The sequence below is a fragment of the Metabacillus sp. 22489 genome, assembly GCF_052044855.1.
GTDB lineage: Bacteria > Bacillota > Bacilli > Bacillales > Bacillaceae > Metabacillus > Metabacillus niabensis.
This window is the reverse complement of sequence record NZ_JBQENT010000012.1, coordinates 23,430-47,065: the sequence shown is the minus strand read 5'-3', so window position 1 is coordinate 47,065 and position 23,636 is coordinate 23,430. Positions and strand designations below refer to the sequence as shown.

Annotated in this window: 25 protein-coding genes; 7 read left to right on the top strand and 18 right to left on the bottom strand. The window is 37.0% G+C overall.

The genetic code is table 11. From position 1 onward, the window contains the following. Positions 1–25: 25 nt before the first annotated feature. From ACTJJ9_RS09525 to ACTJJ9_RS09490, 8 genes are all read right to left on the bottom strand, one after another. Entirely contained in the window at positions 26–1,294 is a 1,269-nt protein-coding gene (locus ACTJJ9_RS09525) for a peptidase (protein ID WP_186324118.1), read from the bottom strand. 21 nt (positions 1,295–1,315) lie between these two features. After that, a complete protein-coding gene (locus ACTJJ9_RS09520; protein WP_145580756.1) occupies positions 1,316–1,975 on the bottom strand; it encodes a 3-oxoacid CoA-transferase subunit B in 660 nt (219 codons plus the stop codon). Continuing rightward, positions 1,960–2,664 carry a CoA transferase subunit A gene (locus ACTJJ9_RS09515; RefSeq protein ID WP_145580755.1) on the bottom strand — a complete coding sequence of 235 codons (705 nt, stop codon included), beginning with the start codon at positions 2,662–2,664 and terminating at the stop codon, positions 1,960–1,962. The genes ACTJJ9_RS09520 and ACTJJ9_RS09515 overlap by 16 nt, the downstream gene beginning before the upstream one ends. A 13-nt stretch (positions 2,665–2,677) precedes the next feature. After that, entirely contained in the window at positions 2,678–4,015 is a 1,338-nt protein-coding gene (locus ACTJJ9_RS09510; RefSeq protein ID WP_145580754.1) for an aspartate aminotransferase family protein, read from the bottom strand. Between the two features lie 28 nt (positions 4,016–4,043). Then, positions 4,044–4,319 (bottom strand): YokU family protein, encoded by a 276-nt coding sequence (locus ACTJJ9_RS09505; RefSeq protein WP_145580753.1) that lies wholly within the window; start codon positions 4,317–4,319, stop codon positions 4,044–4,046. A 15-nt stretch (positions 4,320–4,334) separates the two neighbouring features. Next, positions 4,335–5,738, bottom strand: a complete 1,404-nt coding sequence (gene ablA / locus ACTJJ9_RS09500) for a lysine 2,3-aminomutase (protein ID WP_145580752.1) — start codon at positions 5,736–5,738, stop codon at positions 4,335–4,337. Between the two features lie 199 nt (positions 5,739–5,937). Beyond that, complete coding sequence (gene ablB, locus ACTJJ9_RS09495; protein ID WP_145580751.1) at positions 5,938–6,801, bottom strand: putative beta-lysine N-acetyltransferase; 864 nt, start codon at positions 6,799–6,801, stop codon at positions 5,938–5,940. Between the two features lie 14 nt (positions 6,802–6,815). After that, positions 6,816–8,207: a sigma 54-interacting transcriptional regulator gene (locus ACTJJ9_RS09490; RefSeq protein ID WP_145580750.1), complete on the bottom strand. Its 1,392-nt coding sequence runs from the start codon at positions 8,205–8,207 to the stop codon at positions 6,816–6,818. Between the two features lie 403 nt (positions 8,208–8,610). Between ACTJJ9_RS09490 and ACTJJ9_RS09485 the strand changes: the two genes are divergently transcribed. Beyond that, entirely contained in the window at positions 8,611–9,666 is a 1,056-nt protein-coding gene (locus ACTJJ9_RS09485; protein ID WP_145580749.1) for a hypothetical protein, read from the top strand. 94 nt (positions 9,667–9,760) lie between these two features. Here ACTJJ9_RS09485 and ACTJJ9_RS09480 read toward each other — a convergent pair whose 3' ends face one another. Continuing rightward, on the bottom strand, positions 9,761–10,525 hold the full coding sequence (locus ACTJJ9_RS09480; RefSeq protein ID WP_145580748.1) for an SDR family NAD(P)-dependent oxidoreductase: 765 nt from the start codon (positions 10,523–10,525) through the stop codon (positions 9,761–9,763). Positions 10,526–10,787: 262 nt separating this feature from the next. Here ACTJJ9_RS09480 and ACTJJ9_RS09475 point away from each other — a divergent pair, with 262 nt between their 5' ends. Then, positions 10,788–11,939 carry a S8 family peptidase gene (locus ACTJJ9_RS09475; protein ID WP_145580747.1) on the top strand — a complete coding sequence of 384 codons (1,152 nt, stop codon included), beginning with the start codon at positions 10,788–10,790 and terminating at the stop codon, positions 11,937–11,939. A 221-nt stretch (positions 11,940–12,160) separates the two neighbouring features. Here ACTJJ9_RS09475 and ACTJJ9_RS09470 read toward each other — a convergent pair whose 3' ends face one another. Beyond that, positions 12,161–13,078: a helix-turn-helix domain-containing GNAT family N-acetyltransferase gene (locus ACTJJ9_RS09470; RefSeq protein ID WP_145580746.1), complete on the bottom strand. Its 918-nt coding sequence runs from the start codon at positions 13,076–13,078 to the stop codon at positions 12,161–12,163. A 344-nt stretch (positions 13,079–13,422) separates the two neighbouring features. Here ACTJJ9_RS09470 and ACTJJ9_RS09465 point away from each other — a divergent pair, with 344 nt between their 5' ends. The 4 genes from ACTJJ9_RS09465 to ACTJJ9_RS09450 all read left to right on the top strand — a co-directional run bounded on the left by ACTJJ9_RS09465 (position 13,423) and on the right by ACTJJ9_RS09450 (position 16,687). After that, positions 13,423–13,857, top strand: a complete 435-nt coding sequence (locus ACTJJ9_RS09465) for a MarR family transcriptional regulator (protein WP_145580745.1) — start codon at positions 13,423–13,425, stop codon at positions 13,855–13,857. 81 nt (positions 13,858–13,938) lie between these two features. After that, positions 13,939–14,565: an FMN-dependent NADH-azoreductase gene (locus tag ACTJJ9_RS09460; RefSeq protein WP_145580744.1), complete on the top strand. Its 627-nt coding sequence runs from the start codon at positions 13,939–13,941 to the stop codon at positions 14,563–14,565. Between the two features lie 344 nt (positions 14,566–14,909). Then, entirely contained in the window at positions 14,910–15,320 is a 411-nt protein-coding gene (locus tag ACTJJ9_RS09455; RefSeq protein WP_145580743.1) for a GNAT family N-acetyltransferase, read from the top strand. 383 nt (positions 15,321–15,703) lie between these two features. Beyond that, positions 15,704–16,687: a glycoside hydrolase family 5 protein gene (locus tag ACTJJ9_RS09450; protein ID WP_145580742.1), complete on the top strand. Its 984-nt coding sequence runs from the start codon at positions 15,704–15,706 to the stop codon at positions 16,685–16,687. A 98-nt stretch (positions 16,688–16,785) separates the two neighbouring features. Here ACTJJ9_RS09450 and ACTJJ9_RS09445 read toward each other — a convergent pair whose 3' ends face one another. Both ACTJJ9_RS09445 and ACTJJ9_RS09440 read right to left on the bottom strand, forming a co-directional pair. Then, complete coding sequence (locus tag ACTJJ9_RS09445; protein ID WP_145580741.1) at positions 16,786–17,271, bottom strand: GNAT family N-acetyltransferase; 486 nt, start codon at positions 17,269–17,271, stop codon at positions 16,786–16,788. Positions 17,272–17,381: 110 nt separating this feature from the next. Beyond that, positions 17,382–17,558, bottom strand: coding sequence for a hypothetical protein (locus ACTJJ9_RS09440; RefSeq protein WP_186324114.1), 177 nt, complete (start codon positions 17,556–17,558; stop codon positions 17,382–17,384). Between the two features lie 136 nt (positions 17,559–17,694). Here ACTJJ9_RS09440 and ACTJJ9_RS09435 point away from each other — a divergent pair, with 136 nt between their 5' ends. Beyond that, a complete protein-coding gene (locus ACTJJ9_RS09435; protein ID WP_186324113.1) occupies positions 17,695–17,859 on the top strand; it encodes a hypothetical protein in 165 nt (54 codons plus the stop codon). A gap of 36 nt (positions 17,860–17,895) precedes the next feature. Here the strand turns inward: ACTJJ9_RS09435 and ACTJJ9_RS09430 are convergent, their stop codons facing one another. The 6 genes from ACTJJ9_RS09430 to ACTJJ9_RS09405 form a co-directional block, all read right to left on the bottom strand. Continuing rightward, entirely contained in the window at positions 17,896–19,023 is a 1,128-nt protein-coding gene (locus ACTJJ9_RS09430; RefSeq protein ID WP_255451787.1) for a DUF6688 domain-containing protein, read from the bottom strand. A 389-nt stretch (positions 19,024–19,412) separates the two neighbouring features. Next, a complete protein-coding gene (panF, locus tag ACTJJ9_RS09425) occupies positions 19,413–20,846 on the bottom strand; it encodes a sodium/pantothenate symporter (protein WP_095299976.1) in 1,434 nt (477 codons plus the stop codon). Beyond that, entirely contained in the window at positions 20,843–21,115 is a 273-nt protein-coding gene (locus tag ACTJJ9_RS09420) for a YhdT family protein (protein ID WP_145580739.1), read from the bottom strand. Before ACTJJ9_RS09420 ends, panF begins: the two co-directional genes overlap by 4 nt. Before the next feature lie 179 nt (positions 21,116–21,294). Beyond that, positions 21,295–21,540: a hypothetical protein gene (locus tag ACTJJ9_RS09415; RefSeq protein ID WP_095299974.1), complete on the bottom strand. Its 246-nt coding sequence runs from the start codon at positions 21,538–21,540 to the stop codon at positions 21,295–21,297. A gap of 93 nt (positions 21,541–21,633) precedes the next feature. Next, positions 21,634–22,503, bottom strand: a complete 870-nt coding sequence (locus tag ACTJJ9_RS09410) for a cation diffusion facilitator family transporter (RefSeq protein ID WP_145580738.1) — start codon at positions 22,501–22,503, stop codon at positions 21,634–21,636. A 207-nt stretch (positions 22,504–22,710) separates the two neighbouring features. Beyond that, complete coding sequence (locus ACTJJ9_RS09405; protein WP_145580737.1) at positions 22,711–23,493, bottom strand: ABC transporter ATP-binding protein; 783 nt, start codon at positions 23,491–23,493, stop codon at positions 22,711–22,713. Positions 23,494–23,636: the final 143 nt, after the last annotated feature.

Genomic DNA, 23,636 nt, shown 5'->3' with positions numbered 1-23,636 from the left:
GCTTATCACCCTTTTTATGATTTTCTTATGTCTCACACCATTCGATCATTGTTAAAGCAATAATTTCCGCAGCATCAAACACCTTTTCGATTTCAATAGATTCATTCGGAAAATGGGCTTCCTCTGTTGTTCCTGGTCCAAATACGATCGTAGGAATTCCCCCGACCTTTGTTAGCAATCCTCCATCTGTTCCCCAAGGAGAGGCTTCAATAATCGGCTTTTTACCGATAATCTTCTCATACGTAGACGAAATGACATGAACAAGCTCATGATTTACATCAATTGAACCGGGAACCCATCTTGCTCCAAACCATTCAACCTCAACTGGATTTTCCGCAAACCAACTGTCTATTTCCTGTAAACGTTGTAGCCAACTTTCTAGCTCGTTTTTCGCTTCGGCTATTTCCTCCTCAGGTGATACACCTAGTCTTCCTTCTAGCTTGACGAGATCTGGAACAGACGATGGCCAATCACCACCTTGTATCCGACCAAGATTTATCGGAATCGGGATTGGTATGTCATTAAATAGAGGATCAGTAATAAGGCTGTTTCTCTTTCTTTCTAGCTCCTTTATTTGATTTATAACAACAAGCGCTTTTTCAATTGCACTGACACCTTCATATCTTGTTCCCCCATGTGCAGCTCGCCCCTTTACTAATAGCCTGAACCATAATGAGCCTTGCTGCTTCGGAAATATTTTTAGATTCGTTGGTTCAGGAATAATCGCCGCATCTGCACGATAGCCACGAAGAATTGCGGCAAGCGTCCCTGCTCCACCGCTTTCTTCCTCGATCACACTTTGAAAAATGACATCACCTTTTAAAGGGATTCCTAATGCACGTATTGCTGAAATGGCAAGAAGTAACGATACATTACCTCCCTTCATGTCTGTTGCACCTCTGCCATAAAGACGCCCATCAATAATTTCCCCGCTGAATGGGTCGTGCTTCCATTGCTGTTTGTCTCCAATTGGTACAACATCAATATGGCCATTTAAAATGATAGAACGTCCTCCCCCAGTCCCCTTTAAAATCCCAATTACGTTAGGACTGCCTGAAAAATCAGTTCTCGGCGAAGAAAAATAAGGATGCTCTGTTAACTCGCTTCCTCCCGGCTCCCACACATCAATCTTTAATCCGATTTTTGTTAACGTCTCAATAATAATCGCTTGTGCCTGCTTTTCATTTCCTTGAATGCTATTTGCCTGAACTAAGCTTTTTAACAATGTTTCACCTTGGGCACGGTTCGCTTGTAGCCATTGATGAATTTGCGCTGAAAACAACTTGCTTTTCACCAATTTCTCTCCCCCTTACCACTAAATGATTTTAAGATTGCTGCTTACCTTTAGCGGCGCTTCAGTTGATCCAATAATATCTTCAGCTGTATATGGTGACATAATTTCCTTTAGCACTAATCCTTCTTTTGTTACTTCGATAACTGCCATGTCTGTAATGATGAGATGGACACATTCTTTTGCAGTTAAAGGTAAATGACATGTATTTAAAATTTTTGCTTCACCTGTTTTCGTACAATGACTCATTAGAACAATTACTTTTTTTGCCTTCATCGAAAGCTCCATTGCCCCGCCAATTCCAGGGACTCGTTTTCCTGGAACGATCCAATTGGCCAAATCTCCTTTTTTACTAACCTCTAATCCACCTAATATCGTCATATCTAAATAACCGGAACGGATCATCCCAAACGCAATTGTACTGTCAAAATAGGAGGCACCTGGGACAATTGTGACTGGAAAACCGCCCGCATTACATAAGGTCGGATTTTCCTCCCCCTTTTTCGGAGACTTCCCTAAACCGAGAATGCCGTTTTCTGCTTGAAACATAACTTCGATATCCTTCGGGAGATGATTCGGCACTAATGATGGGATCCCGATTCCTAAATTAACGATCATGCCGTTTTTTATTTCTTCAGCAGCTCGTTTTGCAATCCGCTTCCTACTATCTACTCCCATACCCATTTCCAATCTACCCCTTTGCTTTGGATAACCATATCAACAAAAATACCTGGCGTCACAATTTGTTCAGGATCCAATTGACCGATTTCGACAATTTCTTCAACCTCTGCAATCGTATACGCCCCTGCCATCGCTACTAATGGATTGGTATTTCTAGCACTAGTTTCATAGATAAGATTTCCAAAGGTATCTGCCTTCTTTGCGTATACGATCGCAATATCAGCTGTTAACGCAGTTTCAAGCAAATATTCCTTTTCACCAATTGTGACCCTCTGTTTTCCACCTTCGATCATGCTGTTAATTCCGACATCTGTTAAAATCCCGCCAAGACCAACACCACCAGCACGAATTCGTTCTGCTAATGTTCCCTGTGGTGAGAATTCCACCTCCATTTTCCCATCGATCATTAGCTTTCCAGCAATCGGATTTGAACCGATATGGGAAACGATTAGCTTTTTTGCTCGTGCTAAACTAACCAATTTCCCAATCCCAATCGTAGGAAATCCAGCATCATTGCCAATAAGCGTTAGCTCCTTTACCCCTTTATGAATCATGCCATTTATAAGGGTTGGTGGATTTCCAATTCCACCGAACCCACCAAATAAAATCGTGCTCCCATCGTGGATATGTGCAAGGGCAGAATCCAAATTCCCTACTTTGTTTAACGACTTTTTTTCCGAGTATTCAGACATCCTCCTTGCCTCCTTATCGAAGATCTTGTTCTATCTCTATCAATGTTTCTTTTAAAATGCGAATCAACTGATCGGTTTCTTCCTTCGTAATAATAAATGGTGGAGCAATGATTACTGCGTCACCTTGAACACCATCTTTTCCAGCTGCTGCTGGATAGAGTAATAGTCCGTTTTCTCGTGCCTTTTTAACTATTAAATCAGTTAGAGCTAGCTTTGCTTCAAAGGGCTGCTTTGTTTTTCGATCTTGAACAAATTCCAGGCCTAGCAAAAGCCCTTTCCCGCGAATGTCTCCAATGATTGCTACGTCCTTTGCAACCTCCTGTAATTTATGAAATAAATAGCTTCCAATTTCCTCTGCTTTTTCCGTTAAGCGTTGTTTTTCGATATATTCAAGAACTGCTAACGAAATCGCGGCAGATTGCGGATTTGCACTATACGTATGCCCGCTCATAATCGAAGCTGATCCATTGATAATTGGTTCCATTACCTTTTCACTTACAAGTGTTGCGGCAATTGGCGTATATCCGGCACTCATTCCTTTCCCAAGTGCAATAATATCCGGCTTTACGTTCCAATGGTCAAGCCCAAATCGTTTCCCTGTCCGTCCTAGCCCTGTCATCACTTCATCTGCAATAAATAAAATGTTATATCGCTCACAAATGTCAGCTATCTTCTCGTAGTACCCTTCTGGTGGTACAAGTGCAGCACCTGAAGCTCCAACAATCGGTTCGGCAATAAACGCTGCTATATGCTCAGCTCCAATTCGATTAATTGCTGTTTCCAATTCAAGAGCACATGCTAATTGACACGATGGAGTTGTTTGCGAAAGTGGGCAGCGATAACAGTATGGAGCTGAAATGGAAGGATATTCCGCCAATAATGGAACAAATCTTTCCCTTCGTTTTACATGACCTGACATAGATAACGCGCCAATTGTAATGCCGTGATAGCTCATCCATCGAGAGAGAATTTTTTGTTTTCGATAATCCCCTTTTTCCTGCCAGTATTGAATCGCTATTTTCATCGCTGTCTCAGTAGCTTCCGATCCACTGTTTACAAAAAAGGAAAAGTAATCCTCATCACCATTCACTAATTCATTTAGCTTTTCGGCAAGCTGTTCCGCTGGCTTTGATGTAAATTGTGAACGATAAGCAAAGGACACCTTGCTTGCTTGATTTACCATTGCCTCAATGATTTCTGGTACTTGATGGCCAATGCTTGCCGTAACAGCTCCACTTGAACCGTCCAAATACTCCTTCCCTGTATCATCGTATAAATAAATCCCTTTCCCATAGGAAATCGTCGGATAATCTTCATTCATCATTGGTTTGATTAATAACGAACGCTGCAAAAGGGTACCTCCTCTCCCGGTAAATTGTTTAGTCGAATTTAAAATAATTTCTCTTTAATAATCTTGGCTGTGCCATTAAGTCTTTGTAAGTTATCTGTTTATGAAGCTTTGTTGTATCAATGAGTAAAAGCTGTTCTTCAATCTCCTCTATCACTGCTTCTGTCTGATATTCCATCCCACAGGAGGAGCATTTTATGCCAGGTGTTTCTCCTATTTCAATTGCCCTTGTTCCGTCAGGGAGCTCCCAATACACAGTTTTTGAAACCTGGGATACATTTTCTGATTCACACCAGTCACATTTCATCACGATTCCTCCTTGCTATTCTGATTTGTTATCCTTTAGCTTCTTAAGCTGTGCCTGGTATTTTTTCTCCTTTAATTCATCACGTTTTTCCCGCTTTTCCTTTAAAGAGGAATAAGTTGGACTTTGCTGAAAGCTTTTTCGACGGTCATAGCGCTCTAGAGATTGAGGAATAAGTGTTGTTTGCTCGTCATTCATTAAACCGCTAATTCCAATTTTTGAAGGGTCTAAATTCTCCGATGGATAAATGCTTTGAAAATAGTCATCAGCTCTGCCAGATACGTAGTTTTCTGGCTCAGGATATGTTGTAATGACCCCTTCAAAATTTCGTAAAACCGTTTTCGTTGGACTTTGGGAAATGAGGTAGTTAGGTTGTAGTGTGATTTTCCCACCGCCGCCTGGGGCATCGACAACGAAGGTTGGTACTGCATACCCACTCGTATGACCACGCAGGCCTTCGATAATTTCCAATCCTTTCGATATTGGAGCGCGGAAATGTCCGATACCTTCGGAAAGATCACATTGGTAAATATAATATGGGCGAACACGAATTTTCACTAAGTCGTGCATTAATTTTTTCATAATTGGGACACTATCGTTTATTCCGGCCAATATGACAGCTTGATTACCAACAGGAACACCGGCATCGACAAGCATTTCACAAGCTCTCTTTGATTCTTCGGTAATTTCAATTGACGTATTAAAATGAGTATTAAGCCAAACCGGGTGATACTTTTTCAAGATTGAGCAAAGATTTTCGGTGATTCGTTGTGGAAAGACGACAGGTGCTCTAGTCCCGATACGGATAATTTCAACATGTGGGATGTCTCGTAGATTTTTTAATATATACTCTAGAATCGTATCATTAATGAGTAGCCCATCACCGCCAGAAAGAAGGACATCTCTCACTTGAGGTGTTTGGCGAATATAATCTATTGCTGCATCTAACTGTTTCTTTGGAACACCCATGCCAATCTGACCGGAAAAACGTCTTCTCGTACAATAGCGACAATACATGGAGCATTGATTTGTGACAAGAAACAGCACTCTGTCTGGATATCTGTGAGTGAGCCCTGCAACTGGTGAATCCTCATCCTCTTCAAGCGGATCCTCTAAATCATATTTTGTTTTATGCAGCTCTGCACCAATTGGGATAGATTGCATTCGAATCGGACAACGAACATCAGTTGGGTTCATTAATGATGCATAGTAGGGAGTGATATTTAGAGGTATTGTTTTTGTTGAAATTTTCACACCTTCTTCTTCCTCAGGTGTCAAATCAATAACTTTTTTTAAATCATCTAATGTTCTAATCGTATTTGTTAGCTGCCAAATCCAATCATTCCATTTTTCATCTGATACATCCTTCCAAAGCTCAATATCTTTCCAATGTCTGCTTGGTTTATATAAATCATGGAGCATACAACAGTTCCCCTTTCATTTGCTTTTCACTTTATATGTTGCAAGAACCGTGCCAACAAATAAAATGAAGGTATAGAAAGATAAAAAGCAAAGAAAAAGGAGCAGCTGCCAAAAAACCGGCAAAACTCTCGACACTCATCTCAAGTTTTTTTGCTGAAAAATTAGCATCATGCTTAAAATTCAGCATTGAATAGTTTATTTATAGAGGTTTGAAATTCGCTAAATCCTTAACCCAAATATTCATATCCTCGAGTTTATCGAAAATATAACAATTATTCGTTAGCCTTCCTTGATAGGTATAGCCTAACTGATGAAAAGCAGCATTCATCCCGAATGATAACGCCCTAGCGATCGAATAAACACAATAGATTCCGTTGTTTTTAAGCTCCTCCTCGATAAGAAAAATGAGCTTTTTCATCAATCCATATTTTCGATGCTCTTGTAATGTTGCACAATCGGTAATTTCCGCGTTATGAAACAGCTTATTTCTCTCTGCAGAAGCCGCGCTAACAAGCTTTCCTTCGCATTCAACAACAAAAAAAATGACACCTGCCTCAAGTACTTTCTCTATATAAGCAGCATCATTCATTGGCGTTGGATAGATCGAAAAGACCGTTTTATATAAATCTGCTAAACCTGTTGCATCTTGTTTTTCAGCACGTCTAATGTAATAGTTCTTTGGGAGTTGGCTTACATGTTTCTTATCTTGTTTATCAGAAATCGCTCTTAAAATCTCATCCTCCTTTACCCAAAATTTGCTGATTCTTCGGTCATTATCTTTGTATAACGTCATAATGTAATTATCTGTTCCATTAAAATATCCCTTTATGATTGCTTCTAATTCAAAGCCATTTGAAATTAATTGTTGCCAATGTTCTGGTCTAGAATAGAAGATTACTTTTTTTATAGAATAGAATTCGACAGACTTTTCTAGCTCGATGAGGATATTTGTCATATTTCCCCGGTAATAATCTATGCGGATCCGCTCATTAAAATGATCGATAAAAAGCTCTACGATATAGTCAGATGCGAATACTTTTTTCGTTTCATAAGTTGAGCTCATCATTTCTCCTCCAATCATTTCAACTGAATACGATATTTTTTCATTTTATATTGTAATGTTTGTCTTGGAACCTCTAAAATTGCTGCTGCTTTTTGCACATTTCCATTTGCAACCTGTAAAGCTTGACGTATTAATGCTTGCTCGGTTCTCTCTACAGTGATTCGTAACGGTTTCAACGTTGTCTTTTCGTTAAGCGGCCGTTTTTTAATAAAAGCAGGTAGGTGTTCCTGTGTCATCATGTTTCCTTCCGTCATGTTCATCGCATATTCAATCACATGCTCTAGCTCACGAACATTCCCGGGCCAATGGTGCATCTTAAGTTGGTCAAGCACTTGTTGAGCAACCGTGACCACCTGCTTTTGCAGGCTTTCATTGTACTTATTAACGAAATGATGAATTAATAGCTCAAGATCATGTTCCCTAGAACGTAAAGGAGGAACTTCAAGATAAAAAACATTTAATCGATAAAACAAATCTGACCGAAGCAGCTGTTTTTCCATACAAACGTACGGGTCTTCATTCATTGCAACAACCATTCGTACATTGACGACATATGCTTCGGTTCCACCAACTCGACGAATAACACCATCCTCGAGTACTCGTAATAGTTTCGTTTGGAAATCTATAGGCATCGCTTGGATTTCATCGAGAAACAATGTACCTCCATGGGCCAGTTCAAATAAGCCAGCGCGATCGACTGAGCCTGTAAAGCTTCCTTTTTTTGTCCCAAATAGAATGCTTTCAAGAAGTGAGTCTGGTAATGAAGAACAATTTTGTGCGATAAATGGACCATTCTTACGTGAGGATGAATTGTGAATGGATTGAACGAGTAATTCCTTACCTGTACCGGTTTCTCCGTAAATGATAATGGGAGACGAGCTTGCTGCAGCTTTTTTTCCAAGGGCAATAACCTGTTTCATATGATGACTATCTGTCACAATATCTTCCCATTGATACTTTGCCCCGATGTTTAGCTTCGGTTTAATTTTACTTTGATTCACTTTTTCCTGAAGCTCCAATAGCTTTTGTGATAATTGTCTCACCTTTGATAAATCCTTGCCTATTTCAACCGCACCGGCTATTTTATTTCCAACGATAATCGGTAACGTCGTATTTATCGTATCAATGAGCTGTCCTTTTATATTTTTATACGTTTGTGGTTGTTGATAAATGGCTTTTCCTGTTTCAATTACTTTAAGCAATGTGCTTGTATGTCTCGTTAATGAAGGAAATACGTCCAATAGGTATTTCCCAAGCACTTCCTCAATCTCTACTCCATCATGATGTGCTGCCACTTGATTATAATAAATCGTCACACCGTCAGCATTCACCACATGGATCGCCTCGTCAATACTGCTTAAGATCGCTTCAAGCATTTGCTTCGTCTCGAAATTTTCCAAAAACATGAAAACACCTCTAAGTAAGTGACATATCTACTATTAAGGTATTAACGAAATCCGCTAACTATTCTCTATCTCATTTTGAATTGGTGCTTTTAACCAAAATTGTTAGTTTCTAATGCAGTGTTCGCTTTCTGCGGGTAGTTTGGAATCAACCTTTAGCGTTTGTGACTGTTGGTGCTCTCATTTTTACATGCGTTTCTTTGCGAGAGTCTCACATATCCTCTCAAAAAACAAGTAATACTGCTAATTTATAAAGTACATTCCATATAAATATAGTTGGCTCGAAATAGTCACAAATAGTTCAAAAATATGTTAAAATCAAAAAATTAGGTTTTTCGTTTGTAGATTCAAATGCTGAACAAAATGTCAGCTACACGGAATAGATGAATTGGAGTGTAGAGTTTCAATGAAGTTACATGCAGAAACGAAGAATAAGCGTGCTTTACCATTAATTGATGTATCCTCAGGTTCAATCGTTATGGCAATTGGTATTTTTTTAATTGGAGCGATTCAGCAGTTTTCCTTTTTAAACCAACATTTAAGTACGGTTTTAACCTTTTCCTTACTTTGCTTTTGGTTTATGTTAGTTCTTACTTTTTTTCTCTCGGTATGGCGTGAAGCATATCGGCAATATTTAACAAAGCACCCTATTACCTTTTTTGGCGTCGGCACTTGGATTGCCTCAACGTCTGTCATTGGAAATTTATTTGTCCTACGGTTTCCTTCAAGCCTGCTAGCTATTAAAGGATTGCTCATTTTAAACCTTGTGCTTTGGAGTTTTTTTATTGTTTTTTGTATGAAACAACTTAAAACGATTATAAAAAATGGTCACATCTTTGAAACACATGGGGCAATATTGCTTTCTACCGTTAGTACGCAATCAATTGCGATTCTTATGATCAATACAGATAGCCCATTTTCACATACTTCATTGATTGATGGCTTTATCCTTATCGGGATTATGTTTTACGTCATATCTATCATTCTGCTAATTATGCGGTTTTCAAAAAAAGTTCGTAATATTCATGAATGGAAAAATACCGATTGTATTATCCACGGTGCTGTTTCAATAACAGGTTTGTCGATGACGCTTTCTGGACATTTCAGTTCTTTTTCTTTGTCGATGATTTGGTATGCTGCTTTTAGTTTATTTGTATTTGTTGAATTCATAGAGGTTATTCGAGGCGTTAAGAGAATAAAAGATTATGGATTAAAAAAAGGGATTTTCACCTATCATGTTTCACAATGGAGCCGTAATTTTACCTTTGGAATGTTCTATCTCTTCACATTGCGTTTATTAGAAAACTACTCTACTGAGAATACGTTACTTTTTCAAAAGCTAGTACTTTATCCACTTGGGTGGATTGTCCTTCTATTATTGTTAATACAAATTTCAATTTTTTCTTATTCTGCTTTTCTGATGAAAGAGATTCAAACCCTTGCAAAACATTCTACGACATAAATTGTTACATTAACGTTTCCTTCCGTTTCCCATACCGGTAATATCGTATTCAGTAAAGAGGTCAAGCAATCGCTTGACTTCTTTCTTATTTCATTCATAGAAATTCAGGATTATTTTTCAAAAAATTCTCCCATGCTTGTTTAGTACCTACATCAATTTCTGCCTTTGAGGCATTAAGTCTTTTCTCAGAATCACCATAGCCAATTTCGATTGTACCTGTAGCGAATCGATCGAAAACTGAATCTGCAAAATCATCCAATGGTGCCCCCATCGTATGAATCCCTGCTCCACCTAAGTCAGTATTCACAGCCGGCGGAAACACTTCAATGACGGAAACATTTGTCTCTGCAAGCTGGTGCCTTAATGATACCGAAAACGAATGAATCGCTGCTTTTGTTGCACTATAAATCGGTACCCAAACACCAGGTCTAAGAGCCAAGCCTGAAGAAATATTTATAATCGATGCTGTCTCCTGTTTAAGGAAATATGGTAGAAATAGCATTGATAAATGCATTGGTCCCTCTATATTTATTGCAATTTCCTTTTGATACTCCTTCCATTCCTTTTCAGGCTTCAAAAGGTTTATCCTTTGCTGAATTCCAGCATTGTTAATTAAAACATTAATCGCGGGAAATTTATTCACTACCCATTGATACAATGCTTCCCGTTCTGCTTCAACTGCTACATCACATGTTTTTATATGGATAGAAGGAATTTTCTCCTTTGCTTCTCTTAACTTCTCTTCTCTGCGCCCAACGATGATTACTTCATTATTTTTTTCGATAAATCTCTCAGCAAGTGCTAACCCAATTCCTGAAGCACCACCAGTAATTAAAACCGTATTTCCATTTATCCTCATGTTCTCTCCTCCTTTTCATTTATGGAATGACTTCCTCTTTTCTAGCCAAAATCTCTATTTATTTTTAGCACTAATTGTAAATCTATGCTACTTATTCATTTCGTTTTATCAAAAACTACCATATTATACTTTGATTAACAATTCTATTTAAACTTCCTATTCTTTTGCCCAAATCAACCAAAACTAGTTAGATCGTACACCCCCTATTCATTCCTTCCACATATATTGCCATTAACTTTAGAAGAATAGGAGGTTATGAAACATGATGGTTTGGATTGGTATTTTTGGGATTCTCGCTGTTCTCTCCATTCTCTTATCGGTTTGGATCACTTCAAAAAACTCTACTTCTGACTCCTTTGCAGATAAACAATTAATTGTGAAATTTGTGGATGATACACCAATAGAGAAAATAGAAGAGATCAACAAAAAAATGAAGTGTACGCATTTAGACGAAAATACAGATTTAGGTATTCAAGTCATCCAATCAAAAAGAAGCGTTAAGCGAATGCTCAAAAAATATAATAAATTAGCTGAAATTGAGTACGTTGAACCGAATTATATTTACAAAGCTTCCTTTCAACCAAATGATACGTATTTCTCCTACCAATATGCTCCAAATAAAATCGAAGCCCCTTCAGCATGGGATATTACGCAAAGCAATAGTACGATTAAAATCGCGATTGTTGATACCGGAGTTCAACTCAATCATCCGGATCTAGTGAATAAGCTGTTACCTGGTTATGATTTTGTTAATCGTGATGCAAGCCCAGAGGATGGGAATGGTCATGGGACACATGTCGCGGGGATTGCTGCTGCAATGACTAATAACGCTCGAGGAATTGCGGGGGTTGCCCCACTAGCATCAATTTTACCTGTTCGGGTTTTGGATAATAATGGTAGTGGACTGTTAAGCGATATTGCAAACGGGATTATTTACGCAGTGAACCAAGGGGCACAAGTCATTAATTTAAGTCTTGGTGGAGCTCAAGGGGCAACAACTCTACAAAATGCGATCGATTACGCTTGGAGCAGAGGTGCTGTTATTGTTGCTGCTGCAGGAAATAACGGTGTCTCAACTCCGACCTACCCCGCGAATTATTCAAAAGTTATTGCCGTCGCTTCCACAGATTCAGCTGACCGAAAATCATCTTTTTCTAACTACGGCAGATGGGTTGAAGTTGCAGCACCAGGGTCAAATATTTTATCTACCTATACAGGAAGCTATTATGCCTATTTAGATGGCACCTCAATGGCTTCCCCACAAGTTGCAGGCCTTGCTGCACTTTTAGCTGGCCAAGGAAGAAGCAACACGGAAATACGCTCAATTATTCAAAATACAGCTGACCCAGTCCCAGGAACCGGCACATATTGGATTTATGGACGAGTGAATGCAAACCGCGCTGTCCGTTCTTAAGTTACGACTCTTCATATACTAGCTTGCAAACAACAAATCAACCACCCGTCGTAATGACGGGTGGTTTGCTAATTGCTTAACACATTTGTTACTAACTTTCTTTTGTCGAAGTCTCAAAGCTATATTTTTACATTTGATTCTTTTTTTAAAATCTTCAACTGTAAATGGATTTATTCTATACTATTTCTTTTATCAGTTTGTGTTGATTGTTAGGTACTCTATCATGTTAATTCCAAATCCCAACGTTCCTCAACAAGCTTTTGCCCCCATAATAATTGTTCCTCTTTTACTTCAGTCATTTTAAAACCAAATTTCTCATATAATGGTCTTGCAATCAGCATATCACTAACTGTCCAAAGAAAAATTCTTTCATAATTATGCTCTTTGCAATAATCAACAATCGACTTGATAAGTTGAGTCCCTACTCCCCTTTTTTGAAATACCGGGTTTACCAAGAACCACCTTAACTGCCCTACTTGTTTATCATCATTTACCAAACCAATACAACCTGCAAATTGTCCACCTATTTCAGCTATCCAAATTTTTTCTATTTCAGCTTCAAATGTCTCATGAAGATAGGATAAGAAACTTTCATCCCACTTATATACTTGGTTATAAAATGACCATTGCTTTTCAATCATGTTTGCTACATCTTCAGAAGTGTAATAACTCCTAATAGAAATAACATCTTCCTTTTTATTAAATGAATGAGAGAGTATTTCTTGTATCGTGTTCATAGAAGAGACAAGCTTTTGCTGTTGAACATGATCTAAATTTTCAAGAATATATTCTACTTGTTGGTTCGCCTTTTTCTCCAACTCTTTATAAATTAATTTCCCATGCTCTGTCACATATAAAAAATGATTACGTCCGTCTTCTTTACACTTTTGTTTATAAATCATCTTTTCCTTTTCGAATTTTTTAGTAATTCTACTTACATAACCACCATCCAATTCTAATTTTTCCTGAATAAATTTGGCAGTACAATTACTAGTGTTATAAATTTCAAATAAAATACGAGTTTCAGTTAAAGAAAATGGGCTGTCATAAATATATTCATTTAAAAACCCTAAAACGTTAGTATAAAAACGATTAAACTTTCTAACTTCTGATACATTTGAAACAGTTAAATTTGTCATATCTAATCAACTCCTTGACTTTAAAATAATTGACTTTGTCAACTATAAGAAAAGGATAAAACAATATAGTTGCTAAAGTCAACTATTGTTTTATCCTTTTACAATAGTAAAAATCCTTTATAAAGAGAAGAAACATTTGAACTGTATGGTTGCATATTTAACAAAACTTAGCACTTATCCTATACGATTGTTTTTTAAAATTTACCAGCCTTATTTTTCATCATTAAAACACATCCTATCATTGTGCCAAATCAGCTAAGTTCTTTATGATTGACATCTATCATCGTACTATTTATACTTACACTTATATTTAGTATGTATAGCAACTAAAAAGAGGGATTCACTTGAAATTTTCGTTTCAGGATTATATAAGTATTAAAATACACAAAACTGATTTGCTTCTTAGTAGCTTTATAAAAGCGAAATTAGAACCGTTTAATTTGGCACCCGAACAGAACCTCATTATGATGCTTCTATGGGAAAATGATGGATTAACACAGAACGAGCTTGTCAGAAGGTTAGATAAAGATAAGACGAACATTGCAAGAATGGCATCTAGTCTTGAAAAAAAAGGGTTTATTAAGCGAAGCGAATGTCCGAATGATCGCCGCTCAGTAAAGCTTTATCTAACTGAATGTGGCAAGGAGCTTGGTACTAGTGTGATTCCTATTGCCGAACAGTTCAATGAGATCGTACGAAATGGACTGACGAATGAAGAGCTATTAGAATTAGATAGACTGCTTTCGAAAATCACCGAAAATGTCCGCTCCTTCAGTTAGATTGGACTTTTCCCCCTTACATTTGTTGCTGTAACAACTAATAAAGTTTGAAATACTTATTATTTTTGGAGGTTTTTTTTAATGGCAAACGTATTATTTATTAAAGCAAACAATCGACCTATTGAACAGGGAGTAAGTGTAAAGCTATACCACACTTTCCTTGATAGCTACAAAGAAGCTCATCCAGATGATGTTATTACAGAGCTAGATTTATTCGCAGAAAATTTACCATACTATGATAATGACAAAATTAACGGTATGTATAAGCTTGCAAATGGGTATGACCTTACACCAGCAGAAAAGGAAGCAACTGATTTAGTTACTAAATACTTAAATCAATTTTTAAATGCTGATAAAATTGTATTTGCATTCCCATTATGGAACTTTACAGTACCAGCTGTTCTTCACACATATTTAGATTATTTAGCACAAGCAGGAAAAACATTCCGCTATACAGCTGAAGGTCCAGTTGGCTTACTTCCTGATAAAAAGGTTGCTCTTTTAAATGCAAGGGGCGGCATTTATTCAGAGGGTCCTGCAAAGTCCTCAGAAATGGCTGTTAACTATGTGAATGCAATGCTAAGCTTCTGGGGAGTAACAGACATTACTTCTGTCATCATTGAAGGTCATAACCAATTCCCTAATGAAGCAGAAGGCATTATTGCAAAAGGTCTTGACGAAGCTGCTGCTGTTGCTAAACAATTTTAATAAAAACGAGACATGGATTTCTATTTAATCCATGTCTTTTTATTTAGCTCTTTTTCTGAAAAGATTGTTATTTTTGCATAAGAGTTGATTGGAGTTACTTGCAACACTTCTGCGGGATGCATGATAGAGGTGAGACATAAGCAGGTACTTCGCGGAAAGTGAGTACTATTGTGACCTTCAACCAAAACCACAATTAAGTAAAAAGCAATAAGTTTACGAAAATAGCCTTTTATTTATATAGGAATACCCTTTAGTAAGTCCCCCATTTTTCCTTTAAAATAGCTTTTTATATGCCTAAAAAATGTTAGAATAATAACAATCTATGCAATAAGGAGGAGACTTATTTGGAAAGCAATGTACAGCTTACATACAAATTAAATGTACCACTTGATCCAAAGGATGTTGCAAATGTTTTCAAAGAATCTGGGATTAAACGCCCTGCTGATGATTTACCAAGAATCAAGCAGATGATTGACAACGCCGATCTCACCTTTACCGCTTGGGATCAAAATAAATTAGTTGGGATTGCCAGAGCTATTACAGATTATTGCTATTGCTGTTACTTATCTGATTTAGCAGTCGATAAAGCCTATCAACATAAAGGGATTGGAAATCACTTAGTCGAACTGCTACAGGAAGAATTAGGAGAAACGGTTGCCCTTATTTTATTATCTTCTCCGATTGCAATGGATTACTATCCACGTATTGGCTTTGAGAAAATTGATAATGGATTTAGAATAGCACGTAAAAAATAGATTGATTATAGAGGGGAATAGTAATCCCCTCCTATTGTTATTATTTTCTTCCCCAAGCTTCTATCCACTTACATTAAGCATTCGATTAGCTAACTCTTTTCAAATTCCCTTTCGTTCAATTATAACGACTAAAGTCACAATAATGATTGATAATCCTACGAAAAAATATCCATTTTTCTGATTTTCCCAAAATTATATTTTCTTTTATAAATAGCACTGATAAAATAATAATTGCAACTAGTTAAGTTAACGATTAAGACATATCTTTATATTATTACCTTATTTTGAAAGCGCTATCTATACTTTTAACCCTTTCTTAAGAAAGGAGTGTGATTCGGCGAAAAGAAAGGGTTGAAATAAATAATTAATTAGAGGTGATAATAATGATGTTTCGTAAAAGTTTTGTATTTATATTAGCTCTCTTTTTTGTTTTCTCTACATCCCTGTTTTTCTTCCATCCAGAGGCAAAAGCAGCTACCGGTTTTTATGTAAGCGGAAATACCCTATATGATGCAACTGGTAAGCCATTTGTTATGAGAGGCGTGAACCATGGACATTCCTGGTTTAAAAATGATTCAGCAACCGCAATCCGTGCTATCGCTGCTTCAGGAGCAAATACTGTAAGAATTGTTCTATCAAATGGCACCCAGTATACAAGGGATGATATTAATACTGTCAAAAATCTTATTACTCTTGCCGAACAGAACAAGCTTATTGCTGTTTTAGAGGTTCATGATGCAACTGGTAAGGATGACTTCACCTCATTAAACAGCGCAGTCGATTATTGGATAAGCATTAAAGATGCACTTATAGGAAAGGAAGATAAAGTTATTATTAATATTGCAAATGAATGGTATGGTACGTGGGATGGAGCTAATTGGGCAAATGGCTACAAGCAGGCGATTCCGAAGCTAAGAAATGCGGGATTAAAACATACGTTAATAGTTGATGCTGCAGGCTGGGGACAATATCCCGCTTCCATTCATAACTATGGAAAAGATGTGTTTAATTCTGATCCTTTGAAGAACACGATGTTCTCCATCCATATGTATGAGTATGCTGGAGCTGATTCAGCAACTGTTAAAGCAAATATTGATGGTGTCATAAATCAAGGATTAGCTTTGATTATTGGTGAATTCGCCCATTGGCATTCAAATGGAAATGTTGATGAACAAACAATATTAAGCTATTCACAGCAACGTGGTGTTGGTTGGTTAGCATGGTCCTGGAAAGGAAATAACTCTGAATTAAGTTACTTAGATATGTCTAATGATTGGGCCGGTACAAGCTTAACATGGTGGGGAGATTACATTATAAATGATACTTATGGGTTAAAAGCTACAGCTAAACGAAGTGGAGTATACTAAAGAAAGCCCTATTATCTATTCAAAGAGAAGGATCATACTTCTTAGTAGAGTTTGATCCTCTCAGTTCATGATGGCTAGCTTATGCTCCGAAAACATTTTTAACTAGACCAATAAATTGATTCGGTAGTTTCCAAGACGATATGAAGCCCAATCTTCTCTAAAACTCTTTTAGATGCAAGATTATGTGGGTTACATGTTGCTGTTACCTTTTTTACATTTTGTTGGGAAAGCCCCCATTGAACAAGGGCTTTTCCACTTTCGGTTGCATAGCCTTTTCCCCGATATTCTTGCACAATACTGTAGCCGATATCAATTTCTCCCTTTTCATTTGGGCCACCCTTAAATCCGATATCACCTATAATCACTTTGTCTTTTTTATGGATAATTATCCATTCCCAGCTTTCCTCTTCAGGCTTTACCGTAAAGCGGTCAATTTTGTATGGAAATAGTTCAAGATATACTGGCAACGGCCAGTCCTTCGCTTGTTTAAAAGGAAGCTTTTCAGGCTGATGATGTAGAATCGCCTTCATCATTTCCTTTGTAAACGTATGTAACAATAAATTTTCTGTTTCAATAATTGGCATGTGTTCCTCCAATTTAAGTTTATTTACGTTATTGATGTATACACTAGATTACCAATTTAATTGTCGCTTTTATAGAAATTGAAAAATCGTCCTCTTAAATTTGCAAACTATTAATTATCTAAATCATTATCAAGAAATGACTTCTTTTCTTCTTTTATCCCATATTTATCTTCGAGAAATTTTCCAATGATTGAGCTATTTATTCCCTTTCTTACAGCTGTTTCAATTACAACATATAGAATAAATACTCCTATTAAATAAGCAATAATTGAGAATATGATGTCCAAATGAGAGCCCTCCTACTAAATATCTATAATTTACCATATATTTTTTATCGTTTTTTAGCAAGCTAAAGTTTGTTCTAAAATGAATAAATTAACAAATACTAAGCATTCTAATCATGTATGTAGGAGGTGATAACAAATGCCCAATCGTTCAAATCAAAATGGCACAAAAAAAAACGCTCTGAAAAACAGTCAACAATCAGGTTCTAATTATCATAAACAACATTCAGGAGATGTTGAAGGTTACGGTGAACCATATCCAACAGCTACTAATGCTAGTGATACATCTGAAACAACAAAATAAATGATACTGTGAGTGAATGGAGCCTTCGTTCACTCTTTATTTTCGAAGCTCACTATACTGAACATGTATTCGATTTTCAGGATTTTTATCGACCGTATATAATACGATAAGGAAAAACCATTCTAAAGGCTTCATTAAAAGATAAATGATATCAGCCGACCATTTCGAGTGAATATGCTTACTTATAGGATAACCGTATTTATCATAAAAATTGCGGATGATTTTATGGATCGTTGGCACATACTGCTCAAGGATGTTTTCGAATGCATTCGCAATTAGTAATTGACGGTTTACAGGAATCCTTTCTCCTCTTCGAATCCCCGCGCGAATTGGCCTAACTAATTTCTTATGTCCTTTAGCGGAAACTGTACATAAATAATGTCCATCTCCAGACACCATTTCTGGCTTTGGAGCTGGAATCATTGAATAGTTAAACGAGCTTGTTTCAAGAAACACACGGATCAAGCTATCTGGTCGTTGCCCAAACAGCACTAAAATGAATTGAATAATAACCAATATGGGAAAAAAGGTAATCATCCATAGCTTTGACATCTGTTGATATTGACCCGAAAGATTATATAGAGCAAGTAAAAATCGATTGCTCTCGTTTATTTCCTTTTTACTTTGACTAGTAAGAACATGATTTAATGACTCTTTTAATATAGCAATATATAAAAAACATAATGCTAAAAAGGATATTTGCAAAAGGGTAACGACGAAATAATCACCATCATGCAAAAAGCCAGTATGTGTAAGGTAGACTCCGGCAAACATGATATTTATTATTAATATCGTACTGCATAACACATAAAGTATCGGTGATAATGCATCGTGAAAGAAGGCAATTAGGCAAAAGCAAATAAAGCCGACTATGAATAACGCGATAACAGAATCAATATATTCATTTGCTAGTGATGCATATCCATTAACCTTTTGACCAGTAACTTCAAAGATCCGCAATGTCTCGCCACCTTTAACAGCTTGACCATTGAAAGAAAAGCCAAACATAAGCAAGCAAAGAATAATCAGAGCCGAAAAGCAATCGATTACCCTTACTTTCCCCTTTCCCTTTTCCTGTTTTGTTGACTTAAAGCTTTGGCATATTCTAATAAAGCTATATATAGGTATAAAAATAAATAACAGTAGCAGAAGCCAAAGTACCACACAAATCACCTCTCATGCGCAAAAAATATTGTTTATTATTAATTAATTTTGGAAGGTTAATTATGATTAATAGTATAGTCGGACAATTTCATTTTCGTCTAATATCCCTCTTCGTGCTAAATATAAATCAAGAAGCTCAATAACCCTTACTATAGTGACATATCTACATAGAATTATTAGGTATGTTTTTACATTATTATATTTTTCTATCATATACAAGTGGTTTTGCTAAATAATTCCATGTTCATAAGAGCAGGTTTTTTAACTGTTTTTTTGTAAGTTGAAGTATTACGAGACTCTTATACTTGAGGGAGGGAACTGTAGCGGAACGCCCTAGCTACAAAGCTTACGAAAACAGCCTAAATAGCAAAAAGCCTGAGGTCATTCCCTCAGGCCTTTTGAACTTTATTTTTAGTTAATATGCTTATAAGGACGAAACTAATTAGTGATAGAAGAACAGGTAAAACAACTGTATGAACTCCTAATGGATTTGGAAATAGTCTATCAAAAACAATATACGATCCCATCCCGATGATCATTGAAGTAATTGCACCGTATTTATTTCCTTTGCTCCAATAAAGACCGAAAACAATTGGCCAAATAAACACGGATTCTAATCCACCAAAGGAAAATAAATTCAACCAAATAATTAAATCTGGAGGGCTAAGTGAAAATAGAATAACAGCGATGCCAATAATTGAAGTGACCCAAAAGCTTACCTTTTTCACTTGTTTTTCAGACGCATTTGGCTTTATATAATTTAAATAAATATCTTTCGTAATTGCTGAGCTAACTAATATGAGCAGTGAATCAACAGTCGACATTATGGCCGCCATCGGAGCAGCTAAAACAAACCCTGCTAATAATGGTGGTAACACGGTAAGGGTTAATGTCGGCATTACTTTATCACCAATCTCTATGCCAGGAATAACCGCTCTAGCAAACACACCAATTAAATGCATCCCTAGCATGATAAAACCGATAACAATTGTACCGATAATAATCGCGCGATGCATTGATTTCGAATCTTTATAGGACATTGCCCTTACCGTAATTTGCGGAAGCCCAACAACCCCTATGCCGACTAAAATCCAAAATGACGAAACATATAATGGGGTTAAATCCTGCTCAGCTCCAAAAGGTGAAACTAAATTTGGATTTTCCGCAACTAAATCTGCCATAATCTTATCGACACCACCACCAGCGATTATCGTACCGATTAAGAGGATAGCGGTACCGAGAAACATGACAACCCCTTGTACTGTCTCAGTTAACGCTACTGCACGAAAACCACCAACAATAACATAAACAAGAACAGAGAAAGCAAAGATAAATAAAGACGAAGTATAGGAAATGCCTGTTAATGATTCAATTAATCTCGCTCCACCAACCCACTGTGCAGCCATTGACGAAAACAAAAAGACAATGATGCTTAGTGCTGACAAAATAACAACTGTTTTACTTTGATATCGTTCCTTTAAAAAGTCAGTTATCGTAACAGCATTATACTTTCTTGCCATTATCGCAAATTTCTTTCCTAGAACCATTAATACAAAATAACCTGTTGCAAGCTGTGCCATCGACAAAAGCACCCAGCCTAAGCCCTTTGTATAGGCGACACCTGGTCCACCAATAAAGCTGCTTGCACTCCCGTAAGTGGCGATCATTGTCATAGCTAGGACAAAGCCGCCTAACTGCCTACCGCCTAAAAAATATTCATGGATAAAAGAATCCGTCTTTAACACATATTTATTTGCCCAAAAGCCTACAAAGAAAATCACGAACAAAAATAAGAGCAAGGGAAGAATAACTAACCAATTCATCGTTGTTCTCCACCATCCTCATCATCTTCAAACGGTACCTCTTTGAAAATATAATTTACTACAATAAAAACAAGAATAACAACGACGATAAATCCTAACACACAGCTATAAAAAAACCATTCAGGCATTCCGAATATGTAACGGTACTCGGTCGGGTCTCCCCCGCCCATCCCATATGCAAAACCAAACCACCAAATAAAATTAAATAGAACAAGGGCAATGCCTATTACCGCTTCCCTATGAGCGATTTTAAAACGCTTGTCTTTCATAAAAACATACACCTACCATCATGCATTTCAATAATTATGTAATTTTCATTATCATACCATAACATGTTACGGTAGACTTTAAAAGTAAAATTGATTTTTGCAGATAGTCTTCTATCACTTCTCTCATTCCAAAAAAATAAAAAGAGCTAACATCTTGTAGCTCTTAACTTGGATATGTGTTATTCATTAATCTTATTTTGCAGCTCCATTGCAATTGCTTGGGCCTCTTGAAGCTTCATTTGGGCATTTTGCAGATCAAGCTGCTCCTTTTTCACGCGTTGCTGTGCTTCTTTTAACTGATGGATCTCTGTTTGTACCTGCTGCTCTGCTTGCAGTAGATGATCTTGTTCAATTTGCAATTGCTCATGAGCCTTTCGCACTTCATTTTGCGCATCTTGTAATGAGCCTTCGTAATTGTTTTCCATGCATTAAGCCTCCTATCATCGTTAAAGCGTTAGTCGTCACTTTATCAATGATTATCTTGCTACCATGAAACATTTTCTATTCATTGTCTAACTTTAATTAGGCTCGACATGGACAATCACATCATAAATTCCATGCACCTTTTTCAGCTCATTTTCAACAGCAGTTGATATATCATGGGCATCTCGGATACCTAAATTAGAATTAACGAGAATGACGATATCGACGACTGAATTGTTTCCGTACGCCCTTGCCTTAATATCTTTAACACCTTTTACACCAGGCATCGAGAGGACCGTTTCTTTATATACATCCATTTTCTCGATATCATATCCATCTGTTAAATGGTGTGATGTATCGCGAAAAATTTCCCATGCCGTTTTACAAATGATAATTCCTACTAGAACAGCTGTAATCGGATCTAACCATGGAAGACCAAATTGTGAACCGATAATACCTATTACTGTCCCGACACTTACTAAAGCATCTGATAAATTATCCTTTGCAGCAGCCATTAGTCCCTGACTATTTATTTTCCGCCCAAGATTTCGATTATAGCGATATACGAAAAACATAACGACCGCACTAAAAAGTCCTGTCCACGCTGAAATTAAATCAGGTGATTCTTGTTGACCATCGAAAACCGAGAGAATTGCGTTATATAATACTTGAAAACCAACGACAGCCATAATAAATGATGCCACCATCGATGCGACGGTTTCTGCCTTCCAATGTCCATATGGATGGTCTTTATCTGCTGGCTTTTGCGATACCTTTAACCCAATAAGTACAGCAACAGAGGCAATAATATCTGTCGCGTTATTTAGACCATCCGCTTTCAATGCCTCAGAATGAGCTATATATCCAACGAATAATTTTAACGCAGATAAAACGATATATGTAATGATACTTATAATTACCCCACGCTCGCCTAATTTTAAATCATTTACTTTTGTTTCCATCATTTGCCCTCCACTTTTTATTACTTGAACATCATATCAATTCGAAAGCGTGTGGGTCTACGGCAATCTTGTTTCACTATTCTATACTAGTGATAGAAGGTCAAAAATGTTTCCTTCATTCAAAAATTGAACCTATATCAATTCTTCTAAAATCGACATAAAAAAGATGATGAACTTAACTTATTTCACCATCTTTTTAAAAGCACTATTTTATTTTCTCCTTAAATTCGCACGTCCATTCTCCCAAGTAACAAAAACTTCACATTCAAATAGCTTTGAAAGTCTTTCCTCTGAAATCATATTCTCGGTCAGCCCTGCATCAAATACTTCGCCATTTTTTAATAATAATGTGTGAGTAAATATTGGCAGGATTTCTTCAACATGATGTGTGACGTACAATAAAGTCGGAGCATTTTCTTTTTCATGGATAACTTGAAGTGATTCTAGAAGCTGTTCACGTGCCAGAAAATCTAAGCCAGTCGTCGGCTCATCTAGTATAAGCAGCTCCGGATCAGCCATTAAAGCTCTAGCAATTAATACTCTTTGTTTTTCTCCTTGTGAGAGTGTTTCATATGTACGATCTGCATAAGGTAAACAATGCAGTTCATCTAATAGCCGAATCGCCTTTTGTCTCATTTCATCTGTTACCTCTTCGTATAAACCGATAGAGGCAAACGAACCGCTTAAGACAATTTGATAGGCCGTATCAGAAGGATAAAGCTTTTGTTGCAGCTTCGCGGAAACTAACCCGATTTTTTGTCTTAGCTTTTCTGCTAAATAATCCCTGCCAAATACCTTCCCTAATACCTCAACATGTCCACTCGTCGGAAAATAATAAGCACAAAGCATATTTAATAAGGCAGTTTTTCCTGCTCCATTCAATCCATAAAGAACCCAATGCTCACCCTTTTGGATATGCCAGTTAATATCCTTTAAAAGCCAGTGACCATCTCTCCTTAAAGAAACATCCTCTAATTCAATTATTTTCTTCATTGCCTACTCTCCCCAACCTAAAACGTATTTCTTTTACTTTTTATCCCATCTTACAGGAAAATCAGAAAATTCTCCATTCTTTTCGCTTTCATATTCCACCTTAAAATGGTCACACTATCATTAACGATATTGGAGGTGGTGAA

Excerpts from the sequence above, each read along its gene's own strand:
- ACTJJ9_RS09420 (WP_145580739.1), bottom strand. The coding sequence starts at position 21,115 with ATGAAAGACAAGCGTTTTAAAATCGCTCATAGGGAAGCGGTAATAGGC.
- ACTJJ9_RS09410 (WP_145580738.1), bottom strand. The coding sequence starts at position 22,503 with ATGATGGAAACAAAAGTAAATGATTTAAAATTAGGCGAGCGTGGGGTA.
- ACTJJ9_RS09470 (WP_145580746.1), bottom strand. The coding sequence starts at position 13,078 with ATGACAAATTTAACTGTTTCAAATGTATCAGAAGTTAGAAAGTTTAAT.
- ablA (WP_145580752.1), bottom strand. The coding sequence starts at position 5,738 with ATGCTCCATGATTTATATAAACCAAGCAGACATTGGAAAGATATTGAG.
- ACTJJ9_RS09460 (WP_145580744.1), top strand. The coding sequence starts at position 13,939 with ATGGCAAACGTATTATTTATTAAAGCAAACAATCGACCTATTGAACAG.
- ACTJJ9_RS09445 (WP_145580741.1), bottom strand. The coding sequence starts at position 17,271 with ATGCCAATTATTGAAACAGAAAATTTATTGTTACATACGTTTACAAAG.
- ACTJJ9_RS09475 (WP_145580747.1), top strand. The coding sequence starts at position 10,788 with ATGATGGTTTGGATTGGTATTTTTGGGATTCTCGCTGTTCTCTCCATT.
- ACTJJ9_RS09415 (WP_095299974.1), bottom strand. The coding sequence starts at position 21,540 with ATGGAAAACAATTACGAAGGCTCATTACAAGATGCGCAAAATGAAGTG.
- ACTJJ9_RS09405 (WP_145580737.1), bottom strand. The coding sequence starts at position 23,493 with ATGAAGAAAATAATTGAATTAGAGGATGTTTCTTTAAGGAGAGATGGT.
- panF (WP_095299976.1), bottom strand. The coding sequence starts at position 20,846 with ATGAATTGGTTAGTTATTCTTCCCTTGCTCTTATTTTTGTTCGTGATT.
- ablB (WP_145580751.1), bottom strand. The coding sequence starts at position 6,801 with ATGAGCTCAACTTATGAAACGAAAAAAGTATTCGCATCTGACTATATC.
- ACTJJ9_RS09485 (WP_145580749.1), top strand. The coding sequence starts at position 8,611 with ATGAAGTTACATGCAGAAACGAAGAATAAGCGTGCTTTACCATTAATT.
- ACTJJ9_RS09515 (WP_145580755.1), bottom strand. The coding sequence starts at position 2,664 with ATGTCTGAATACTCGGAAAAAAAGTCGTTAAACAAAGTAGGGAATTTG.
- ACTJJ9_RS09435 (WP_186324113.1), top strand. The coding sequence starts at position 17,695 with ATGCCCAATCGTTCAAATCAAAATGGCACAAAAAAAAACGCTCTGAAA.
- ACTJJ9_RS09505 (WP_145580753.1), bottom strand. The coding sequence starts at position 4,319 with ATGAAATGTGACTGGTGTGAATCAGAAAATGTATCCCAGGTTTCAAAA.
- ACTJJ9_RS09480 (WP_145580748.1), bottom strand. The coding sequence starts at position 10,525 with ATGAGGATAAATGGAAATACGGTTTTAATTACTGGTGGTGCTTCAGGA.
- ACTJJ9_RS09450 (WP_145580742.1), top strand. The coding sequence starts at position 15,704 with ATGATGTTTCGTAAAAGTTTTGTATTTATATTAGCTCTCTTTTTTGTT.
- ACTJJ9_RS09520 (WP_145580756.1), bottom strand. The coding sequence starts at position 1,975 with ATGGGTATGGGAGTAGATAGTAGGAAGCGGATTGCAAAACGAGCTGCT.
- ACTJJ9_RS09490 (WP_145580750.1), bottom strand. The coding sequence starts at position 8,207 with ATGTTTTTGGAAAATTTCGAGACGAAGCAAATGCTTGAAGCGATCTTA.